This window comes from Allosaccharopolyspora coralli (assembly GCF_009664835.1).
Classification (GTDB): Bacteria; Actinomycetota; Actinomycetes; order Mycobacteriales; family Pseudonocardiaceae; genus Allosaccharopolyspora; species Allosaccharopolyspora coralli.
Map to the genome: position 1 here is coordinate 2,254,578 of NZ_CP045929.1, position 20,387 is coordinate 2,274,964.

The 20,387-nt window shown below is 69.0% G+C and carries 19 protein-coding genes; 8 read left to right on the plus strand and 11 right to left on the minus strand.

Translation table 11 applies throughout. The features are described from left to right. Positions 1–26 precede the first annotated feature (26 nt). From GIY23_RS10665 to GIY23_RS10675, 3 genes are all read left to right on the plus strand, one after another. Complete coding sequence (locus GIY23_RS10665; RefSeq protein WP_154076513.1) at positions 27–1,976, plus strand: aconitate hydratase; 1,950 nt, start codon at positions 27–29, stop codon at positions 1,974–1,976. 113 nt (positions 1,977–2,089) lie between these two features. Beyond that, positions 2,090–2,554, plus strand: a complete 465-nt coding sequence (locus GIY23_RS10670) for an STAS domain-containing protein (protein WP_154076514.1) — start codon at positions 2,090–2,092, stop codon at positions 2,552–2,554. 341 nt (positions 2,555–2,895) lie between these two features. After that, positions 2,896–3,528 (plus strand): TetR/AcrR family transcriptional regulator, encoded by a 633-nt coding sequence (locus GIY23_RS10675; protein ID WP_154076515.1) that lies wholly within the window; start codon positions 2,896–2,898, stop codon positions 3,526–3,528. A gap of 23 nt (positions 3,529–3,551) precedes the next feature. Here GIY23_RS10675 and GIY23_RS10680 read toward each other — a convergent pair whose 3' ends face one another. Next, on the minus strand, positions 3,552–3,812 hold the full coding sequence (locus GIY23_RS10680; protein WP_154076516.1) for a Prokaryotic metallothionein: 261 nt from the start codon (positions 3,810–3,812) through the stop codon (positions 3,552–3,554). A gap of 89 nt (positions 3,813–3,901) precedes the next feature. Between GIY23_RS10680 and GIY23_RS10685 the strand changes: the two genes are divergently transcribed. Further along, a complete protein-coding gene (locus tag GIY23_RS10685) occupies positions 3,902–6,922 on the plus strand; it encodes an alpha-mannosidase (RefSeq protein WP_154076517.1) in 3,021 nt (1,006 codons plus the stop codon). A 4-nt stretch (positions 6,923–6,926) separates the two neighbouring features. Here the strand turns inward: GIY23_RS10685 and GIY23_RS10690 are convergent, their stop codons facing one another. Next, complete coding sequence (locus tag GIY23_RS10690) at positions 6,927–8,033, minus strand: peptidoglycan recognition protein family protein (protein WP_154076518.1); 1,107 nt, start codon at positions 8,031–8,033, stop codon at positions 6,927–6,929. Between the two features lie 173 nt (positions 8,034–8,206). Between GIY23_RS10690 and GIY23_RS10695 the strand changes: the two genes are divergently transcribed. Further along, positions 8,207–8,581 carry a DUF6221 family protein gene (locus GIY23_RS10695; protein WP_228717654.1) on the plus strand — a complete coding sequence of 125 codons (375 nt, stop codon included), beginning with the start codon at positions 8,207–8,209 and terminating at the stop codon, positions 8,579–8,581. A 222-nt stretch (positions 8,582–8,803) separates the two neighbouring features. On the opposite strand, the gene GIY23_RS10700 is transcribed toward GIY23_RS10695, so the two are convergent. From GIY23_RS10700 to GIY23_RS10710, 3 genes are read right to left on the minus strand one after another with little or no spacing between them, the layout of a single operon-like run. Further along, positions 8,804–9,682: a 5-oxoprolinase subunit C family protein gene (locus GIY23_RS10700; protein WP_154076519.1), complete on the minus strand. Its 879-nt coding sequence runs from the start codon at positions 9,680–9,682 to the stop codon at positions 8,804–8,806. Further along, positions 9,679–10,293 (minus strand): 5-oxoprolinase subunit B family protein, encoded by a 615-nt coding sequence (locus GIY23_RS10705; protein ID WP_154076520.1) that lies wholly within the window; start codon positions 10,291–10,293, stop codon positions 9,679–9,681. The genes GIY23_RS10700 and GIY23_RS10705 overlap by 4 nt, the downstream gene beginning before the upstream one ends. A 38-nt stretch (positions 10,294–10,331) precedes the next feature. After that, positions 10,332–11,540: an NRAMP family divalent metal transporter gene (locus GIY23_RS10710; protein ID WP_154076521.1), complete on the minus strand. Its 1,209-nt coding sequence runs from the start codon at positions 11,538–11,540 to the stop codon at positions 10,332–10,334. A 132-nt stretch (positions 11,541–11,672) separates the two neighbouring features. Here GIY23_RS10710 and GIY23_RS10715 point away from each other — a divergent pair, with 132 nt between their 5' ends. Then, complete coding sequence (locus tag GIY23_RS10715; protein ID WP_154076522.1) at positions 11,673–12,371, plus strand: GntR family transcriptional regulator; 699 nt, start codon at positions 11,673–11,675, stop codon at positions 12,369–12,371. Here GIY23_RS10715 and GIY23_RS10720 read toward each other — a convergent pair. The 5 genes from GIY23_RS10720 to GIY23_RS10740 form a co-directional block, all read right to left on the minus strand. Beyond that, a complete protein-coding gene (locus tag GIY23_RS10720; RefSeq protein ID WP_154076523.1) occupies positions 12,353–13,582 on the minus strand; it encodes an MFS transporter in 1,230 nt (409 codons plus the stop codon). The two genes, GIY23_RS10715 and GIY23_RS10720, sit on opposite strands and share 19 nt — an antisense overlap. A 969-nt stretch (positions 13,583–14,551) precedes the next feature. Further along, positions 14,552–15,586: an NAD(P)-dependent alcohol dehydrogenase gene (locus tag GIY23_RS10725; protein ID WP_154076524.1), complete on the minus strand. Its 1,035-nt coding sequence runs from the start codon at positions 15,584–15,586 to the stop codon at positions 14,552–14,554. A 3-nt stretch (positions 15,587–15,589) separates the two neighbouring features. Then, entirely contained in the window at positions 15,590–16,303 is a 714-nt protein-coding gene (locus GIY23_RS10730) for an iron-sulfur cluster assembly protein (RefSeq protein WP_154076525.1), read from the minus strand. Next, complete coding sequence (locus GIY23_RS10735) at positions 16,300–17,340, minus strand: amidohydrolase family protein (RefSeq protein ID WP_154076526.1); 1,041 nt, start codon at positions 17,338–17,340, stop codon at positions 16,300–16,302. Before GIY23_RS10735 ends, GIY23_RS10730 begins: the two co-directional genes overlap by 4 nt. Positions 17,341–17,584: 244 nt before the next feature. Further along, the gene (locus tag GIY23_RS10740) at positions 17,585–18,346 is read right to left on the minus strand and encodes a putative protein N(5)-glutamine methyltransferase (RefSeq protein WP_154076527.1); all 762 of its coding nucleotides are present in this window, start codon (positions 18,344–18,346) and stop codon (positions 17,585–17,587) included. Between the two features lie 97 nt (positions 18,347–18,443). On the opposite strand from GIY23_RS10740, the gene GIY23_RS10745 reads away from it, so the two are divergent. Together GIY23_RS10745 and GIY23_RS10750 are read left to right on the plus strand one after the other, a co-directional pair. Continuing rightward, positions 18,444–18,932 carry a GNAT family N-acetyltransferase gene (locus GIY23_RS10745; protein ID WP_228717655.1) on the plus strand — a complete coding sequence of 163 codons (489 nt, stop codon included), beginning with the start codon at positions 18,444–18,446 and terminating at the stop codon, positions 18,930–18,932. 19 nt (positions 18,933–18,951) lie between these two features. After that, positions 18,952–19,626 (plus strand): O-methyltransferase, encoded by a 675-nt coding sequence (locus tag GIY23_RS10750; RefSeq protein WP_154076528.1) that lies wholly within the window; start codon positions 18,952–18,954, stop codon positions 19,624–19,626. Between the two features lie 32 nt (positions 19,627–19,658). Here the strand turns inward: GIY23_RS10750 and GIY23_RS10755 are convergent, their stop codons facing one another. Continuing rightward, on the minus strand, positions 19,659–20,366 hold the full coding sequence (locus tag GIY23_RS10755) for a 3-keto-5-aminohexanoate cleavage protein (RefSeq protein WP_154076529.1): 708 nt from the start codon (positions 20,364–20,366) through the stop codon (positions 19,659–19,661). Positions 20,367–20,387 lie beyond the last annotated feature (21 nt).

Below are 20,387 nucleotides of genomic sequence, written 5' to 3' on the forward strand. Positions count from 1 at the left end.
GCCGCCACGGAGGAGGTTGAACGCTGATGCCGCGCACCCTGGCCCACCAGCTGCTGGCCGAGCACCTCGTCGAGGGGGAACTCGTCGCCGGCTCGCAGATCGCGATCCGCATCGACCAGACACTGACCCAGGACGCCACCGGCACGCTGGTGATGCAGGAGCTGCAGGCGCTGGGGCTGGACCGGGCGCGCACCGAATGCAGCGTGCAGTACGTCGACCACAACCTGCTGCACACCGACGAACGCAACGCCGAGGACCACGCGTTCCTGCGGTCGGCCGCGCAACGATTCGGGTTGTGGTTCTCCAAACCCGGCAACGGCGTCTCCCACCCGACCCACATGCAACGCTTCGGCATCCCCGGCAAGACCCTGGCCGGGTCGGACTCGCACACCTGCGCCGCCGGATCGTTGGGCATGCTCGCCATCGGCGTCGGCGGCCTGGACGTGGCTCAGGCGATCGCGGGGGAGCCGCTGCGGCTGCGGATGCCCGAGATCTGGGGAGTGCGGCTGACCGGTGCCCTGCCCGCGTGGGTTTCGGCGAAGGACGTGGTGCTGGAGATGCTGCGGCGGCACACCGTCTCCGGTGGTCGCGGCCGCATCATCGAGTACCACGGTCCCGGGCTCGACGGACTCTCGGCGATGGATCGGCACGTCATCGCGAACATGGGTGCCGAACTTGGGGCCACCACGACCGTTTTCCCGGCTGACGAGGCGGTTCGCGAGTTCCTGCGCGGCGAAGGGCGGGAGTCCGACTTCCGCGCGCTGGCCGCCGAGGACGGTGCGAACTACGACGTCACCGACGAGATCGACCTGTCCACGCTGGAGCCGCTGATCGCTCGCCCGAGCGCCCCCGACAAGGTGGTGCCGGTGCGCGAGGTCGCGGGCGAAGAGATCAGCCAGGTCGTCATCGGCTCGTCGGCCAACCCCGGGCTGCGGGACTTCGCGATCGCGGCGGCGATGGTGCGCGGTAGGCAGACCCGGGACGAGGTCTCCTTCGACGTGAACCCGAGCTCACGGCAGATTCTGCGCGACCTCACCCGGATCGGCGGCACCACCGACCTCATCACCGCCGGTGCGCGGCTGCACCAATCGGGGTGCCTGGGCTGCATCGGCATGGGCCAGGCACCCGCGGTGGGGCAGAACTCGCTGCGGACGTTCCCGCGCAACTTCCCGGGCCGGTCGGGCACCAAGGAGGACTCCGTCTGGCTGTGCTCTCCGGAGACCGCCGCGGCGTCCGCGTTGGCCGGGGTGATCACCGACCCCCGCGATCTCGCCGAAGACTGGGGCATGGACGTGCCGATGCTGGATCTGCCCGCGGACGCGTCGGTGAACACGGCGATGCTGACCGAGCCGCCGCCCGCCGACGACGCCGCGAAGGTCGAGTTGATCACAGGGCCGAACATCTCCGCGCTGCCCGAGCTGGACCCGCTGCCGGACAGCGTGCAGGCGCCGGTGCTGCTCTCGGTCGGTGACGACGTCTCCACCGACGAGATCTCGCCCGCGGGTGCCCGGGCACTGCCGTTGCGCTCGAACATTCCGGCACTGGCCGAGTTCACCTTCACCCGCCTCGACGAGACCTACCCACAGCGAGCGCGCGAAACCGGTGGTGACCACGCGGTCGTGGGCGGCGACAACTACGGGCAGGGTTCGTCCCGCGAGCACGCCGCGATCACCCCGCGCCATCTCGGCCTGCGGCTGGTGCTCGCGAAGTCGTTCGCCCGGATCCACTTCGACAACCTCGCCAACTTCGGGATCCTGCCGGTGCGGTTCACCGACCCCGGCGATCACGACCGGATCGGACTCGGCGACGTGCTGAGCCTGACCGGCCTGCGGGACGCGCTCGCGGCCGGTACGGAACTGACGGTGCACAACACCACTCGCGGCGAGGACTACCGGGTACGTCACGATCTCTCGCCGCGACAGGTGCAGGCAGTGCTGCATGGGGGAGTGGTTCCGCTGTTGGCCGCCGAACGCTGATCATCAGCCGACGAGCGGGGGATCATCCGAAGGTGTTCCTAGTTGTCGGTGCCCGCGTGCGCTCCTAACGTGGCTGCTGAGGCCAGTCGACCGACGAGAGCACGGGAGCACGAGTGAGCCGTCCGCAGCCCGCGACCAGCGACCGCGACCGCGGAACCGGCCGGCTCGGCGACGGTGCCGTCATCGCACCCCGCCACGGCGTAGCCTCGCCCGCGACCCGCCGTCAGCAGCACCTCCTGACACTGAGCATCGACCGGCCCGCCCGTGGAGTCGTGGTCGTGACGATCCACGGCGAGATCGACCTCGCCTCGGTGCCTCGACTCACCGAGTTGATCCGCCAACGCATGACGGCCGCGAACCTGCGAGCGGTGGTGCTGGACCTCTCGGCGGTGCAGTTCGTCAACAGCTTCGGGATCGAACTGCTCGTCCACGCCCAGAGCCGCGCCGAACAGCGCGGGATCGACCTGCGGTTGGTGCTCGGCGACGGCCCCATGCGGCGGCTCTTGGCTCTGACCCGACTGACCGACCGCTTCACGCACCACGGCACCGTCGACGAAGCACTCGCCCGCGTCGGCTGACCCGGCAGCCGAGCATGACAAGCGGGCCGCGTCCCCCGTGGGGTCGCGGCCCGCTGTTGCCAAAGCCGTGGTGATCCATCCGGCCGGGATCGACGTCCTGGTCTGGTTGGCTCACCCGTGCGATGTGCCTGCGCCGGATTCAGCGACGAACGCGGCGCTGCGTGGATGTGACGCCACTCGACTGCGGGTGGCGCATCTCGCGACGCCCCCGCTCCATCTCACGGGCCACATTGCCAAGCCAACGAACCAGTGCCATGCCGAGCCCTCCTTCAATCGACTAGATAGACTGGTCTATCCACACCGCCACGAGACTACGGACCGGACGGGATAGCATCAAAGGGATGCCATCGACTGAGACACAGGACACAAAGCGCACGGATGACGAACGGAACGTGCCGGACATCGACGGCCTGACCGACGCCGCGCGGCGCATCCTCGACGCCGCCTCCGAAGCCTTCTACTGGGAAGGCATCCAGGCGGTCGGCATCGACACCATCATCGACCGCGCGGGAGTCGCGCGAGGAACGCTCTACAACAACTTCGGGTCGAAGGACGAACTGATCGCCGCCTACCTGCAAGGCAGGCACGAGACCTGGCTGCGGTTCCTCTCCGAGGTCAGCGAGCGCGGCCAGCATCCGCAGGACCGGCTCCTGGCCGCGTTCGACGCCTACGGCGAGTACCTGATCACAGACGGGTTCCGCGGGTGTGCGTTCACCAACGCGATGGCCGAACTGCCCGACTGGGACCACCCGGCCCAGGTAGTGGCCCGCCGCCACAAGGAAAGCATCCGCGAACAGTTCTCCACCGCCGCCGCCGAGGCCGGGTTCCTCCACCCGGACACGGTCGCGGCTCGGCTGCACCTGCTCGTCGAGGGCGCCTGGGTCACCGCGATCACCCAGCGCAGCGGTGGACCGCTCGCGGACGCTCGCGCGCTCGCCGAGCAACTGCTCGACACCGAGACACAGCACGACTGAGTGCCGACACGCTCGGCGCGCAGTCAGCCGGGATGGGCTCCCACCGCGTCGCGCACCTCACCCGCGCCCTCGCCACCGGAGACGCGCGCACAGTGGGCACAACAGTAGAACCGGCCGTCGACCTCCACACCGTGGCCGAGGATCCGGCACTCGCAGTGCTCACAGCTCGGTGCCAGACGTTGTGCTGCGCATTCGAATGAATCGAACACGTGCACGTTGCCGCCCACGGTGTGAATCTCGAAGCTCATCCAGTAGTCGTTGCCGCAGACCTCACACACGGCCATGAGCGACCTCCCGGGGATCGTCAGCGAACCCCCAGGATGAGTGGCCCTACGCAGGTCGGCAACCGGACCCGAGGACGCCGGGAGGGGCCATGCACGACCGCCGCCGCACCGTGGAGGACCGCATCCACCGCACCCTCGTCGAGCGGCTCCGCCCGGCCGAGCACCGCCGCCGCACACCCTGCCGCGTCTCGGCATGGCAGGTTCCGGGCGAACCCGTCCCGTTCGCCGAGGCCGTGCGCGCCCCCTACGCCCACGTCGACCTCGGCGCTCACTGGGGCCCGCCGTGGACGACGACCTGGTTCCGGCTCGACGTCACCGTTCCGGACGACGTCGCGGGTGAGGACACCGAGATCGTCTTCGATCCCGGCTTCACCGACGCGCAACCCGGGTTCCAGTGTGAAGGGCTCGCCCACCTGCCCGACGGCACGATCCTGACCGGTCTGCACCCCCGCCGCCGACAGATCCCCCTGCACACCACCCCCGGGCAACACCTGCGCGTCTACGTCGAGACCGCGGCCAACCCCACCGTGCTGCGCAGCGACGGGTTCCTGCCGACCCTCGACGGCGACCCGCACACCGCCGGACACGCGCCCCGGTACCGGTTGCGCCGCGCCGACCTCGCGGTTTTCGACGCCACCGCCCACCGCCTCAACCACGACATCGACGTGCTCGACCAACTCATGCACGAGCTGCCCGTCGACTCGCCTCGTCGCGGTCAGATCCGACACGCGCTCGAAGCCGCCCTCGACCGACTCGACCTGCACGACATCCACGGCACCGCCGCCGACGCCCGAGCCGAACTGGCCGACGTTCTGGCCGCCCCGGCCCAGCACAGCGCGCACCGCCTGCACGCCGTCGGCCACGCCCACATCGACAGCGCCTGGCTGTGGCCGGTCCGCGAAACCCGACGCAAGGTCACCCGCACCCTCGCGGGCGTCGCCGCACTCGCCGAGACACACCCGCAGCTGCGTTTCGCCATGTCCCAGCCGCAACAACTCGAGTGGCTCCGCGAGGACCAGCCGCGGCTGTTCGAGCGGATCCGCGCCCTGGCCGCCGAGGGCGTGTTCGTCCCGATGGGCGGCATGTGGGTCGAACCCGACGCGATGCTCGCCGGCGGTGAGGCCATGGCGCGGCAACTGGTGCACGGCAAACGCTTCCACCTCGAGCACTTCGGCGTCGAAACCGAAGAGGTGTGGCTGCCGGACTCGTTCGGCTGCAGCGCCGGACTCCCGCAGCTCATCGCCCAGGCCCGCAGCCGCTGGTTTCTCACCCAGAAGCTGTCCTGGAACCGGACCAACCGGCTGCCGCACCACACGTTCTGGTGGGAAGGCATCGACGGCACCCGGATCTTCACCCACTGTCCCCCCGCCGACACCTACAACGCCGAGATCACCGGCCGCGAGCTCGGCCACGCGCAACGCACCTTCGCCGAGCACGGCCGCGCGACCCGATCCCTGCTGCCGTACGGGCACGGCGACGGCGGGGGAGGACCCACCCGCGACATGCTCGCCCGCGCCGCGCGGACCGCCGACCTCGAAGGCTCACCACGCGTCGAGCACTCCACCCCGGCCGAGTTCTTCGCCGCCGCCCACGCCGAGTACCCCGACGCGCCGGTGTGGGCAGGGGAGTTGTACCTCGAAGCCCACCGCGGCGCCGCCACCACCCAACTCAAGACCAAACAGGGCAACCGGCGCTGCGAGCACCTGCTGCGCGAAGCCGAACTGTGGTGTGCCACCGCCGCAGCCCGCGACCTGCTCGACTACCCCTACGGCACCCTCGACCGGCTGTGGAAGTCGGTGCTGCTGCACCAGTTCCACGACATCCTGCCCGGAACGTCGATCGTGTGGGTGCACCGCGACGCCGAGATCACCTACGCCCACCTCACCGCGGAACTCGACGCCCTCGTCGAACACGCACTCGCCGCGCTCACCGGCGGGCCCGGACCATTGCGGCTGGTGTTCAACGCCGCACCGCACGACCGCGCCGGCATTCCCGCCCTCGGCGCCGCACCGATCCGGGTGAGCCGCCCGGACGCCGTGCGCCGCGAAGGCCACGACCTCGTCCTCGACAACGGGCTCGTACGAGCCACAGTGGACCGTCACGGGCTGCTCAGCTCCGTGCGGGACCTCGTCGCCGACCGCGAGACGCTCGCGCCCGGCGCCTCCGGCAACCTGCTGCAGCTGCACCCGGACCATCCCAACGCGTGGGATGCCTGGGACCTCGACGACTTCTACCGGAACACCGGTCGCGACCTCGACGGTACCGGCGGCGACGAACACTGCACCGTCGACGCGGACGGCGACACCGTCCACATCGTGCGGACCCTGCCCCGCCTCCGGCTCACCCAGCGGCTGCGGCTGGCCCCGGACACACCCCGCCTCGACGTCGACACCACGATCGACTGGCAGGAGGACGAGAAGATCCTCAAAGCCGCGTTCCCACTCGACGTCCACACCGACCGGTCGGCCAGTGAGACCCACTTCGGACACGTGCACCGCCCCGCCCACACCAACACCAGCTGGGACGCCGCGAAGTTCGAGAGCGCCGCGCACCGGTGGATCCACGTCGGCGAACCCGGCTACGGCATCGCCCTGATCAACGACTCCACCCACGGTCACGACGTCACCCGCCATCCCCGCGCAGGCGGCGGCACGACGACGACGGTGCGGCTGTCGCTGCTGCGGGCGCCCCGGTTCCCGGATCCCACCGCCGACCGCGGGGAACACAGCCTGCGCTACAGCCTGCTCGTCGGTGCCGACATAGGCGACGCCGTCCGCGAGGGCTACCGGCTGAACCTGCCGCTGCGGGTCCACGACGGACAGACCCGCGTCGAGCCGATCGTGCACGTCGACAACCCGGCGGTGATCGTCGAGGCCGTCAAGCTCGCCGACGACCGCTCCGGCGACCTCGTCGTCCGGCTGTACGAATCACGAGGTGGTCGTGCGCGCGCCACGCTCACGACCACACTCGACGCGAGCACCGTCACCCGCACCGACCTGCTGGAACGCACCTGGGACGGCGAACGGCCGCAGACCTTCGATCCCGACACGGGGTTCAGCGTCGACCTGCGGCCCTTCGAGATCCGCACCGTGCGGCTGGCCACCACGTGAGCGCTCAGCCGAGCAGACGCTGCCAGGTCGGATGGTCCACCACACCGGTAGTGGGAAGGCCCTGCCTGGCCTGGAAGCGGCGCACCGCGTCGACCGTGCGCGCGCCGAACCCGTCCTCACCGCTGGCGTGGTGACCACGAGAGGTCAGCACGGCCTGGGCAGCCCGGACCGCGTCGCCGGTGGCGCGTTCGGAGAGGACCGGCGCCAGCGACGTCCACGCCGTCCCGCCGAAGAGGTCACGCTCCGGAGTGCGGGTCGCCGAACACTCCACCCGGTGTGGGCGGTGCGCATCGAGAAAGACCTGCGCCGCTCGCCGAGTATCCACATCGAACACCCCGTTGACCGGGACCCGTCCGCCGTGCGAACGCAACAGCAACTGTGCGGCGGTGACCCGCGGTCCGCGAGCCTCCGGCGTGAGCAGCGGCCACACCGCGGGCGTCACCGGCTCGGATTGTGCGGTAGCCAGCGCGACTTCGGTCCGCAATTCCGGAAGCCGCTGGTACAACACGTCCCCGGGGCACGCCGTCGACATGTAGTCCCGATGCCCGTAGATCGCACTGGCGTCGATGCCGTACTGCGAGATCATGTACGAGCACAGTTCCACGAGCGCGTTCCACAGTGCCGAGGGCACCGACGCCTCGGTGTAGGTGCCCTCGTTCTCGATGCCCAATGCCACCGAGTTCTGCTCGCCGGCGTGGGCACCCAGCACGTGTTGACTGCCGCCCTCGAGTGCGTTGAGGCTCTTGTGCCTGCCCTCCATGAGATGTCCGCCGCGGCTGTTGGTGAAGTTCTGACCTGTGTCGAGCCAGCCGTTGGAATCCATGTGGTAGTTCTGGATACTGCGGCATAACGCGAAAGCGTGCGATTGCGAGGTGTCGTCGCTGTTCGGTGTCGCCGTGTGATGCACGATGATCTTGTTCGGCTTGCTGTCGAGAACGTCGACCGAGCTGCTCGGGTCGCGGGCCTCCCAGTCGGACGTCGTCGAGATCGACGGAGCCGCGGTCGCCCGCTGAGCCGCCGATGCCGGAATTCCCACCGCGCCCACGGCGGTGACCGCCAGTCCGCTCGCCAGCAGGGTGCGCCGTGCCATGTGCAGGTCGTGCAAGGACATAGGGGGCCTCCATGTCGCTCGTGATCGGATGTCGGGTTACCTGCACACTCAGGCATGTGATCGCGAATTGCCAGAAAAAGACGAAAACACGTCAACTTCGGTAAACGACTGACCGCCGCCGTGTCCTGGACAGCCGCCTGCCCGCCACCGGCACTCGGTACGGTGGTGTGATCGTGCCCAGCACGGACGCCGCCCCCGACGAGTTCGAGCCCATGTGTCAGCACAGCCCGCCCGGTTCCGACCGCTTCGGCCGCTTCCTCCGGGAACAGATCGACCGTGAGCTGGACTCCCTGCGCACCGTGCGGGAGAACACCGAGTCCGGTTCCGGCGACGTCCTGCCCCACCTGTCGTTGTTCCGCGGGTTCCGGGAATGCGAGCTGAAGTCACGCCTGCTGCGGATGCACCTGCGCTGCGGGACAGGCGAGGGGCCCTGCGACACGATCGGTGCGGTCTTCCCGCCGGAGGACGAACGCGGCTGCCTCACCCGTGCGCTGCTCGGCCTGCCCTATTCGGACCGTCCCGGATACCTACCACGCTGGCGCCCCTGAACACACGCGCGTCCCCGAAGGCCAGTGGTGCGAACGGCACCTTCGCCTCACCACACGAGGCGAACGTGCCGTTCACCCCAAGTTTTGCCACCAACGTCGATGGTGCGAACGGCACTTTCGCCCCACCACACGAGGCGAACGTGCCGTTCACCCCAAGTTTTGCCACCAACGTCGATGGCGCGAACGGCACTTTCGCCCCACCACACGAGGCGAACGTGCCGTTCACCCCGGTGCCGGTCGCCGGGGCCACCGGAACCGCACCTGTTGGCCCGGCCGTAGCTGCGCGACCCGGTCGACGTCGTGGTCGCGCACGACTCCGACGACCGGATACCCACCAGTCAGCGGATGGTCGGCGAGGAACACCGTCGGCCGTCCGGACGGCGGCACCTGCACCGCACCCGGCACCATCCCCTCGCTGGGCAGCTCCCCGGGCTCGCTGCGGCACAACCCTGGACCCGACAGGCGTATCCCGATCCGGTTGCTGTCCGCGGTGACCTCGTACGACTCGTGCACCAACGTCCTCAACGCCTCGGTCGTGAACCATGCGTCACGCGGTCCCGGCACGACCTCCAACACCACGTCGCCGTCCGCGGGCGGCGGAACCGGCGCCACCTCGACCGCCGGGAACTCCTCGGTCTCGTCACCGACCGGCAACACCGCACCCGGCGCCAGTGCCGCCGGACCGAGTCCGGAAAGCAAATCCGTGCTCCGCGACCCCAGCACCGGCTCGACCGCGATCCCTCCACGCACCGCGACGTAGCCGCGCAGCCCGCTCACCGGCGCGTCGACCCGGAACTCGGCACCGTCCGGGACCCGCAGCAGCGTGTTCACCGCTTCGTGGCGCCCCTGGACCTGGATCGGACACGGCGCGCCCGTCACCGCGACCCACAGGTCCCCGCGCGCCACGAGCACGAGCCCACCCAGCGTCGTCTCGACGACAGCCGCCGACCGCGCGTTGCCGACGAGCCGATTCGCCAACCGGCACGCCGCCCGGTCCGCCGCGCCCGACGGCCCCACCCCCAGATCGGCCAGTCCAGGGCGTCCCAGATCCTGCACCGTTGCCAGTGGACCCGAGGCCACGACCTCCCAGGCCCGCCTCATGAGCGCACCTCGTCGAACCGGACCCGCACCCCGGGCCGCAGCAACGCGGGAGGGTTCCGGTCGGCCTGCCAGATCTCGGTGTCGGTGTGTCCGATCAGCTGCCAACCACCCGGCGACTCCCGCGGATAGATCCCACTGAACTCGCCCGCCAGTCCCACCGCGCCGGTAGGCACCCGCGTCCGGGACTCCTGCCGCCGCGGCACCACCAAGCGACGGTCTCCGCCGGCGAGGTAGCCGAAACCCGGCGCGAACCCGCCGAAGGCCACCGTCCACTCCGTCCCGACATGGGCCTCGACGACCTCCCGCTCGGACAACCCGGTCAACCGCGCCACCTCCGCGAGATCGTCCCCGTCGTAGACCACCGGAACCCGCACCGTGCCGTGGTCACCCGTCTCGGGCTCGACCGCAGGAAGACCCCGCACCGCCTGTTCCACCGCACTCGCCGTGGTCCGCTCCCGGTCGAAGTGCAGCAACACCGTCCGTGCAGCAGGCACCACCTCGACCACTGCCGTCGGGGTATGTGCCCGTACCGCGCGGTACAGCGCGAGGACCGCGTCGAGATCGGCGACCTCGACGAGTACGGCCGCATCACCACAGGCCAGGAACCGCATCCTCACCCCTCGAACCACAGGCCGGTCATCGTCGTAGGTCATCCGAACAGTGCCGCGATCCCGCTCAGCGAGTTCGCCCCCAGGTAGACGGTCAGCACCCACGCGAGCGCCCCGACGACGAGCAGCCCAGCAGGGTAGCGGTACCCGCCGAGCAGGTCGCGGCGTCGCCAGCCGACCCAGAGCAGCACGCCGAACCCGACCGGCAGGATCAGCCCGTTGAGGGCACCAGCCAACACCAGAAGCGTCGTCGGCGCCTCGTCGACCAGCAGGAACACCGTCGCCGACAGGCCGATGAACCCGACCACCAGCCAGTTCCGTGCGCGTTCCAGAGCAGGGGAGAAGGTCACCAGGAACGACACCGACGTGTAGGCCGCACCGATGACCGACGTGATGCCGGCCGCCCAGAGGATCAACCCGAACAGGCGCAACCCCACCTGACCCGCGGCGGCCTCGAACGCCGACGCCGTCGGGTTGTCTCCGGCCAGGCTCGCCCCGCCCGCCACGACACCGAGCACCGCGAGAAACAACACCACCCGCATCACGCCGGTGACCAGCAACGAGGTGATCGCGCTGCGCCCGATCGCACCGACCTGGCCGGGCCCGCTCACTCCGGCGTCGACGAGCCGGTGCGCACCGGCGTAGGTGATGTAGCCGCCGACCGTACCCCCGACCAGCGTGGTGATGGCCAGGAAGCTGACCTGCTCCGGCAACACCGCCTGCCGCATCGCGTCCCCGACGGGGGGAGCGGAGACGACGGCGACGTAGACCGTGACGGCGATCATCAACACGCCGAGCGCGACCACGATGCGGTCCATCGCCACGCCGGCCCGCCTGCTCGCGAAGATGCCGACCGCGATCAGCGCCGAGACCAGCCCGCCGATCTTCACGTCGAGCCCCAGCAGCGCGTCGAGCCCCAGGGAGGTTCCCGCCACGTTGCCGACGTTGAACACGAACCCGCCGAAGACGACCAACGCGGCCATGACGTACCCGAGACCGGGCAGCACCTTGTTTCCGAGGTCTTGGGCACGCATCCCCGAGACACCCACGACTCGCCACACGTTGAGCTGCACCGCCGCGTCCACCAGCAGGGACACCACGATGGCGAACGCGAACGCGGCACCGAGCTGGACGGTGAACTCGGTGGTCTGGGTGATGAATCCCGGCCCGACCGCGCTGGTCGCCATCAGGAACACCGCACCCAGCAGCGTGCCCCGGCGCACCGGCTTCGTCGTCGTCTCGTCGCTCATGATCCGCTCCGTTCGGCGGTCGCAGCTTCTCGGATCGCCGGACAGTATCGAATTGTTCAACAATTCAGCAATAGCTTAGGATGAGGTTTCTCGCGCACGGACCACGTACGGCGATCACGGGAACGGGTGTCGATGACGAGCGCAGCGCAGCCCTGGGTCGATTCGCTGGCGGCCGAGAAAGCCCTGCTCGACCGCACCAGCACCGCCGAACGCGTCGCCGACCTGCTGCGCAGGCACATCGTTGAGGGAACGCTGGCCCCCGGCACCCGGCTGTCCGAGGCGAGCGTGGGCCGTGCCCTGTCGGTCTCCCGCAACACCCTGCGCGAAGCGTTCCGCCTGCTGGCACACGAGCGACTGCTCGTCTACGCGTTCCACCGCGGCGTGTTCGTCCGCGAACTGACCGCGGACGACGTCGCGGACCTCTACCGAACCCGCCGCATGATCGAAACCGCGGCGCTGCGCACGGTGGCGGCAGCCACTCCCGCGGCGCTGCAAGCGGTCCACGATGCGGTTTCCGACGGCGAACGCGCTGCGGACGACGAACGCTGGCACGACGTCGGTACCGCGAACATGAGCTTCCACCAGGCTGTCGCGGACCTCGCGAGCAGCGAGCGATCGACCGAGATCATGCGGCGACTCCTGGCCGAACTTCGCCTGGCGTTCCACGCGATGCCCGCGCTTCGTGAGTTCCACGAGCCGTACCTCGCTGACAACCGGGCCATCGCCGACCTGCTCGCGGCAGGCGATGTGGAACAGGCCTCCCAGCGGCTCACCCGGTACTTCGACACCGCCGAAGGACAACTCCTCGACGCCTATCGCGACACGGAGTGAGCCGCTTCGTCCGCGATGACACGTGAGGACACCCGGTGGGCCACGTGCCGCAGCAACGCCAGCCCACTGAGCACCGCCAGCAACCCGCACACCCCGAGCCAGCCCAGGTGGGCGTAGCAGCGCGCACCCGCCCACGACCCGAGAGCGCCGCCCAGATAAGCACAGGTCATGTACGCGGTGTTCATCCGGCTCCGCGACTCGGGCCGCACCGCGAAAATCCGCGCCACGTTGGCGACCATCCCGCTCTGCATCGTCACGTCGAGCAGCAATGTCCCCACCAACAGCGCGACCAGACCCGGCGCGCCCCCCACAGCGCCAACCGCGAGAATCGCCGCCGAGCCGAGCACGCCCAACACGCAGACGAACGTGACTCGATCCGGACCTCGGCGATCCACCATCCTGCCCGCGACCGGTGCCGCGACCATCGTGGCTGCTCCGACCAGCGCCAACAGTCCGACGACGCGGGCGTCGAGACCATAGATCGGGCCGGTCACCACCAAGGCGATACCTGTCCACACCGCGGAGAAACCGCCGAAGACACTCGCCTGGTAGAAGCACGACCGCCGCAGCTCCGGCTCTTCCCGGAGTACGCGCAGGACGCCGACAAGCAGTGCCGGGTAGCGCTGTGTCGACGTCGGCCGCGTTCGCGGCACCGTGACCATCAACGCGACCGCAACCAGAACCACCGCGGCAGCGGCCACAATGTACGGTGCGCGCCATCCCAGCCACTCGCCGACTGTCCCTCCGAACGCTCGGGACAGCAGCATTCCCCCGGTGGAGCCACTGAGCAGGATGCCGGTCACCTCGCCGCGCCGATCGTCGGCGACCAGACCGACCGTCATCGCGGCGATCAGCGGCGCGACGACCGTGGTGACGCCAACCAGCACACCGGCACCGAACAACGTTGACAGCCCGGGCGCCATGCCCGCGGCGACGAGCCCGCCGGCTGTGAGCATCAACAACGTGACGATCAGATTCCGGTTCGGCACCCGGTCGCCGAGCGGCACGAGCAGAAAGATTCCCGCCCCGTAGCCGAGCTGGACGGAAGTGACCACCAGTGCCGCCGACGCGGGCGGCACACCCAAACCCGAACTGATCAGCGGACTGATCGCTTGCGGGAAGTACACGTTACCGACCGCGACACCACTGGCCACGGCCAGCAACAGAAGGACGCCGCGTTCCAGACGCGGTCGTTCGGTCGGCACAGTCATCTCAGGAGCTCGCGCGGGGAGTGGTCGACGGCTACGGGGGTCACGGGGGGACAGCGTTGCGGAGCCGAGCACCGCTGCGCAATCGGTTTTGTACGCGGAAGGGGAGAAGTGTCCATTATGGACCGCTGCCGCCGCATTATCCGTTCGGCTGCGAGGGCGCCCCGCAGCCGAACGGACACCCGGACCGGCGTAGTCGCCTTTCCGTTTTGATGACCCGGCTCAGAGGAAGGGCTCTCTGGGTCACCTCTTTTGCGTCACTGTGACGGAAAAGCCCCTCAGGGGCCTTGGTTCGCGCGGATTCCGGTCGGTGGGGCAGAAGCGCGAGGCTCTGTCGGGAAGCGCGATCGTCCCGGCCTGTGCGAGCGAGCGCATCGGGGATGTTGCCACATTCGCCTCCCCAGGAACGGCACTGCCGGCAGGCGCTGAGTGTGCCTCCTGCCGAACGTCGGCTCCGCGGCGGCGCGATCTCGCCGGCAAGTCCCTGCCTCGCGACCCCTGATGCATGTCTTCTTTGCGTCACTGTGACGAATTCAAGGGAAGGGACGTGGCCCGCGCCGCAAGGAGGGGTGCGAGCTTCGTACGTGCGACCGCGCAGTCGGCGTGTGAGCCAGGCGCCCCCACCTTTTGCAGCCAGCGTCATGCCCCCGGAGGTCGAGGTTCTCGCCGCTTTGGCGACCGCGTTCGCGTCCTGGACTTGTCGTCGCCCGTGAAACCCTCGCAAGCCCGTCTGCCCAGACTATCAATAAGCCGATAATCTACATTATGTTAAGTAATTGACTCCGCCGATCCCCTTGCGACGATCATCGCGGTCGCCCCCGGAAGCTCACCGGGTGCCACAGCACGGCCTGTGACGACCGTTCCGGTTACGACGGATGGCTCGGCTCACCGCCGTGGACATCCGTGAGTCGAGCCTTCCGTCGTCCTTCTCGCCGAGAATCGGCACACCTCGCTCCCCCTCGCGGGAGCTGTTCAGGCGTTGTCCGGGACGAGGATCGCTCGGCCGCGCACTCGCCCGGCGTCGAGGTCCGCGAGAGCCTCGAGTGCCTTGCTCAGCGGATATTTCTTGGTGTGCAGGGTGACCTTGCCTGCTTCGGCGAGCACCATGAGCTCCACAAGGTCGTTGTAGGTACCAACCAGATTCCCGATGACGTTGCGCTCCGTGGAGATGATGTCGATGGTGGGGACGTCGATGTTGCTGCCGTAGCCGATGACGTAGTGCGAGCCGCCCTGCCGCGTCATCGCGAACGCGTCCTGCTGGGCTCCTTGTTCGGCGACGAAGTCGAGCACCACCTCGGCGCCGTTGCCGCCGGTGAGGTCGAGCACCGTTTGGACGTGGTCGCCGTCGGCGAGCACGGTGTGGTCGGCGCCGAGTTCGCCTGCCAACTCCAGTGCCTCGGCACTCCGGTCCACGACGACGCTCGTGGTGGCGCTCATCGCGGCGAGGGTCTGGATGCCGATGTGGCCGAGCCCGCCCGCTCCGTTGACCACGCAGACCGTGCCGGGAGGCAGCTGTGGCGCGGCCTTACGTACGGCGTGATACGCGGTGATTCCGGCGTCCGCCAGCGCGGCGACGTCGTCGGGTCGAGTGCCGGGGTCGAGTTTGATGCACGCGCGGGCCGAGGTCAGCAGGTACTCGGCCATCCCCCCGTCCGAGTCGATACCGGGGAACCGCCGGTCGGCGCAGTGCATGTCGTCGCCGGCGCGGCAGGCGTGGCAGAGCTCGCAGGTGGGCGTGGGGTGGAGGATCACCGTGTCGCCGACGGCGACGTTGGTGACCGCGGAGCCGACCTCGTGGACCCAGCCCGCGTTCTCGTGGCCGATGGTGTACGGCAGTTGCACGCCGGACTTCTCGGCCCACTGTTCCTCGATCACGTGCAGATCGGTGCGGCAGACCCCAGCGCCGCCGATCTTGACGACCACGTCCAGCGGGCCGGAAACCGTGGGCTGTTCGACTTCCTCGATGACGGGTTGCTCATGGTAGTTGTGCAGCCGCACGGCTTTCATCGGTTATTCCTCCTGAGGGGTCTGGGGATACCGCGCCTGGAGCATGCCGCGGCACATCCCCGCGTTCGCTTCTTGCCCTGTCCTGGTCAGGCGGGCACGCGCCAGATACATCTTGGAGTGGTCGGCGCCGACGGCGGCGCCGGATTCGGGATCGACCAGCAGTGGAGTGTCGTCGTCGCACGGCAGGTCGAGTTCTCGCCTGCGTTCCCGCAATCGTTCCTTGTCCGTGCCTTCCGGGGCGTCGCCGAGCCGGTGCTCGACCAGCCGTTGCGGATCGGCCCCTGCCGACACCATCGCGCGGCAGACCCGGTCCGTGCCAGCCAGTACGGCTTTGCGCAGGAAGTTCGCCCGCAGCTCGTCGAGCTCGTCGGTGGCCTCGCCGGTGAAGCTGGCGGCGAAACCCGACCGCTGCGCTACCCCGCGGTTGATCGCCTCGGCCGAGAAGTGATCCTCCAACCGGACGTCGACGCGCCGCACGCCGGGCACCGCGGCCACGGCGTCGTGGGCGTCGGCGACCATCAGGAACGCGAAGTTGGGGGCGCAGAAGTACGTCGGCAGTCTCAGCCGCACGGTCGCCTCGCCGTCCGGGCTCACCGAACATCGCGAGACGAACCCGAGGTCGGTCAACGGTTCGGCCAGTTCGGGATCCTGAACCGTGCCCAGTGCGGACCGGGCCGCCGCGGTGATGTCGGCGGCCCGGTCGAGCGAGACCGTCATGTCTGCTCCACGAGCACCGCGTCGTCCTGACTGGCTGCCTCTTCCTTGAGGCGGCAGTCCTGCGGCACGTCGATGTCGTAGAGCTTGGCGGCGTTGAGCCCGAGGATCTTCTTCTTGCCCTCGGTGCCGAGCCGTGGGTAGTCGGAGAAGGTCTCGTCCGGGTAGTCCCAGTCGACCAGTCCCTCGATCTGCCACTTCGGCTCCCAGATCGCGTAATCCGAACCGAAGGTCATCTTGTCCTCGCCGACCCAGTACAGCAACTCGCCCATGACCTTGGAGAAGAACCTCGGCCTGCTGTACATCTCGGCGCCGGTAACCACCGACAACCCGGCGTAGACGTTGGGCTCCTGGGTCGCCATGTAGCAGAAGTCCTCGATGCGCGGCAGGCCGACATGCTCGACGATGAAGTTCAGTCCCTGGAACCGTGTGGCCGCGTGGTCCACGTCGGCGACGTCGAAGGCGTCCTTGTCCAACGGCCAGATCGTGGGTCCTTTGTGGACGTGGACGTTGGTGACGCCGAGTTCCTCGCACTTTTCCAGGTAGCGCCACGCCATCGGGTCCTTGAGCGTCCAGCCGCGGGAGCCGTCCCGCCACTCCGCGGTGTAGAGCTTCACGCCCTTGCTGCCGTAGCGTTTCACCCGCTCTTCGAACGGGCGGAGCCCTTCTGCGCCGTCCCGAGGGTCGAAGTTGGTGTTCAGGATGAACTTGTCCGGGTACTTCTCTTTCAGCTCTGCGTTCTGTTCGGTGGTGTTGAAACCGTTGGTGTACCAGTACTTGAGGTCGGTCGGCTGGAAGATCGCGACGTCGACGTGTCCGTCCTCGAACACGTCGCGCATGAGGTCGGCTTCCGTGTATTCCTGGAACTTCTCGATCGACCAGTGCGTCTCCGGCGGGCCGAGGCTCTGATAGGCGTGGAAACACTCGATCCAGCCCTTGGCCAAGTCCTCCCGCCCGGGGACCCTGTTGGCGGGACCGGCGTTCCAGAAGTGCATGTGGCTGTCGACGACGAAGTACTTCTCGCCCGCTTTCTCGTACACGAGGACCTCCTCGGTCGGCTCGGGTGCGGACCGTCAATGATCCCTCGATGTGACCGTGTACGCAGGTCGAAGAAGGGCGAAGGTGGTCACCGACGGGCGGCGTCGAACGTGAGTCGCTCGAGGGTCTCCTCACCGCGTGTGCGGCCACGCTCACTGAGCCAGCACGGAACGTGTCCGGACGCTGTACGAGATCGGACGGGACGTGCTTGCCGCGAAGTCGATGCCCGGTGCGTGTCGGACACGGCTACCCGGCGTGGCCGACGACGACAGCGGTGTCCTCGTCGGTGAACACGTGTGCCGTCAGACCGTGCCGCTCGAAAACGCGGGCGGTCGTCGACGACTGGTCGATGCTCGACTCGACCAGCACACGAGCTCCCGGGGCCAGCCATCGTCGGGCTCGGGCGGCCAGCCGGCGCTGCACGTCGAGGCCGTCGGTTCCACCGTCGAGCGCGAGACCGGGTTCGTGCTCCCGAGCCTCCGGTGGCATGTGTGCGATCTCCGCCGTCGGCACGTACGGCGTGTTCGCGACCAGGACGTCGACCCGGCCTCGCAGTGTGCTGGGCAGAGCATCGTCGAGGTCTCCCCGGTGCACACTCCCCTTCTGGCCGAGATTCGTGCGAGCACAACGGACGGCCGCAGGATCGAGGTCGGCAGCGTGGATCTCGATACCCGGGACCTCGGCGACGAGCGCGGCCGCGACGGCTCCGCACCCGCAGCAGAGGTCGACGGCGACGTTGCCCGCGACCAGGCCGTCGGCGGCACGATCGACGAGGAACTCGGTGCGACGACGCGGAACGAACACCCCGGGCGCGACCACGAGGCGCAGCCCGCGGAACTCCGCCCACCCCAGCACGTGCTCCAACGGCTCCCCCGCCAGTCGCCGCGTCATCATCGACTGGACCTCGCCCGCTGTCCGAGCCGTGGACAGGATCAGCGCTGCCTCGTCCTCGGCGAAAACGCAGCCTGCCGCGCGCAACCGACTCGTGAGTTCCGCAGTATCGCGCATGGAATCCTTTCGGAGTCCTGGACGAGACTGCCTCAGCGCTCACCACACCCTGCTGATCCGGTGGTGAGGCAGTCGACGTGTGGTGAAGGATGTGCTGGTGCAGGAGACGTGGAGTACCGAGGTCGTGCCGGTTCAAGGGTCGCAGGCGGCCGAGCTGTTGTGGGAGTACCTCGACGAGATGGTCAGCCGCTACCACGGCCGCGCTGCGACGGACGCCGAGATCCGGCACGAAGTCGAGGAAACGTCGAGTGAGTCGCTGGAACCGCCGCGTGGGGCCTTGCTGGTCGCCAGTTTCCAGGGTCAACTGGCCGGGTGTGTCGGTGTGCGCCTCATCGACGACGACGTCGCGGAGATGAAGCGGGTGTACCTGCGTGAACGGCTACGCGGACGCGGCGGCGGTGCTGTGCTGGCCGAAGCCGCCGAACGGATCGCCCGCACGTGGGGAGCGCGCGTGATGCGCCTGGACACCCGGTCGGATCTGATCGAGGCCCGGGCGTTGTACGTGCGGCTCGGGTACGAAGAGATCCCCGCGTACTCGCGGAGTCCGTATGCCGAGCACTGGTTCGAGAAGTCCTTGGTCGCATGATCGTGGTGGAGTGGGTGTGATGGACAAGCAACAGTGGACGGCCGTCGAGGACTATTTCGTCTCGACGGTCGTGGGTAGGGACGAGGCGCTCGACGCGGCGGCGGCGGACGCGCAACGGGCGGGGATGCCCGCGATCGCCGTCCCGCCCAATCACGGCAAGTTCCTGCAGCTGTTGGCGTTGATGCAGGGTGCCCAACGGATCCTCGAGGTCGGCACGCTCGGGGGGCTCAGCGCCATCTGGATGGCGCGCGCACTGCCGGACAACGGCCGGTTGGTGACCTTGGAGTACAACGAGGCGTACGCCGACGTCGCGCGCACCAGCATCGCGCGCGCCGGTCTCGCGGACCGTATCGAGGTGCGGGTGGGTGCGGCGTTGGAGACGCTGCCGGTGCTCGCTCGGGAGGGCGCTGGGCCGTTCGACCTCGCGTTCCTCGACGCGGACAAGGAGAACAACCCGGCCTATTTCGAGTGGGCACTGGAGATGGCGCGGCCGGGATCGGTCATCGTGGTCGACAATGTCGTGCGCGGCGGTCGCGTGTTGGAGGCCGACTCCGACGATGCGATGGTGCAGGGCGTCCGGCGTCTGCACACGATGGTGGCCGCCGAGCCGCGGGTGCGGGCGACGTCGCTGCAGACCGTCGACAGCAAGGAGTACGACGGCTTCCTGATGGCCTACGTTGACAAGAGCGCGTGAGTCTTTTTGGTGGCTATAGCAACCAAAAAGACTCACGCGATCTTTGTGGCGGCGGCGACGAGGGTCGCGTTGTCGGGGGCGATGTCACCGTCGGGTAGTTGCAGGACGTCTTCGAGGCCGATCCGGGTGTCGAGTCCGCGCTGGGCCGCGAGTGCGAGTACCGGCCATGCTCCGGCGGACTCCCCGTGCAGCAGGATCGGTGCCGTGACGTGCCGGAGGCGTTGCAGGAGGGCCTCGGCGGTGGTGGGTGCCCCTCGCGCGGTGCGGTCGGTGACTTCGGCGAGCACGCGCTGGACCCTGTCGCGCACGGGTGATCGGGTGAAGCGCTCGTCGCCGTCGGTGCCGGACCAGATGCCCGCCTCGACGGCGATTCCTCGGTCGAGCAGTGTGGCGGCGACGTCGTCGGCGCCGGGTTCGTGCCAGTTCACCGAGGCGTGATCCGGGAGCACGGTCCAGGCGCTGATCGCCGCGATCCGGTGCTGCGGCTCGGTGAGGGTCCACGCTCCGGTGGTGACGCCGACCGCGACGCCGGGAACCGCCGCGCGGACGGCGCGGACGGTGGGGCCGACGACGCGTGCGTCGAGGCTGTCGGCCCCGTCGGGTGTCTTCGGGTGCAGGTGAATGTCCTGGGCTCCCGCTTCGACGGCGGCAGCGGCGGCCGCGGCGAGCTCTTCGGGACGGACCGGCAGGTGGAAGTGTTCGCGGGGACTTCGAGCGCCGTTGAGGCAGGCCTGCAACATGAGGTGATTCTGCTCGATCCG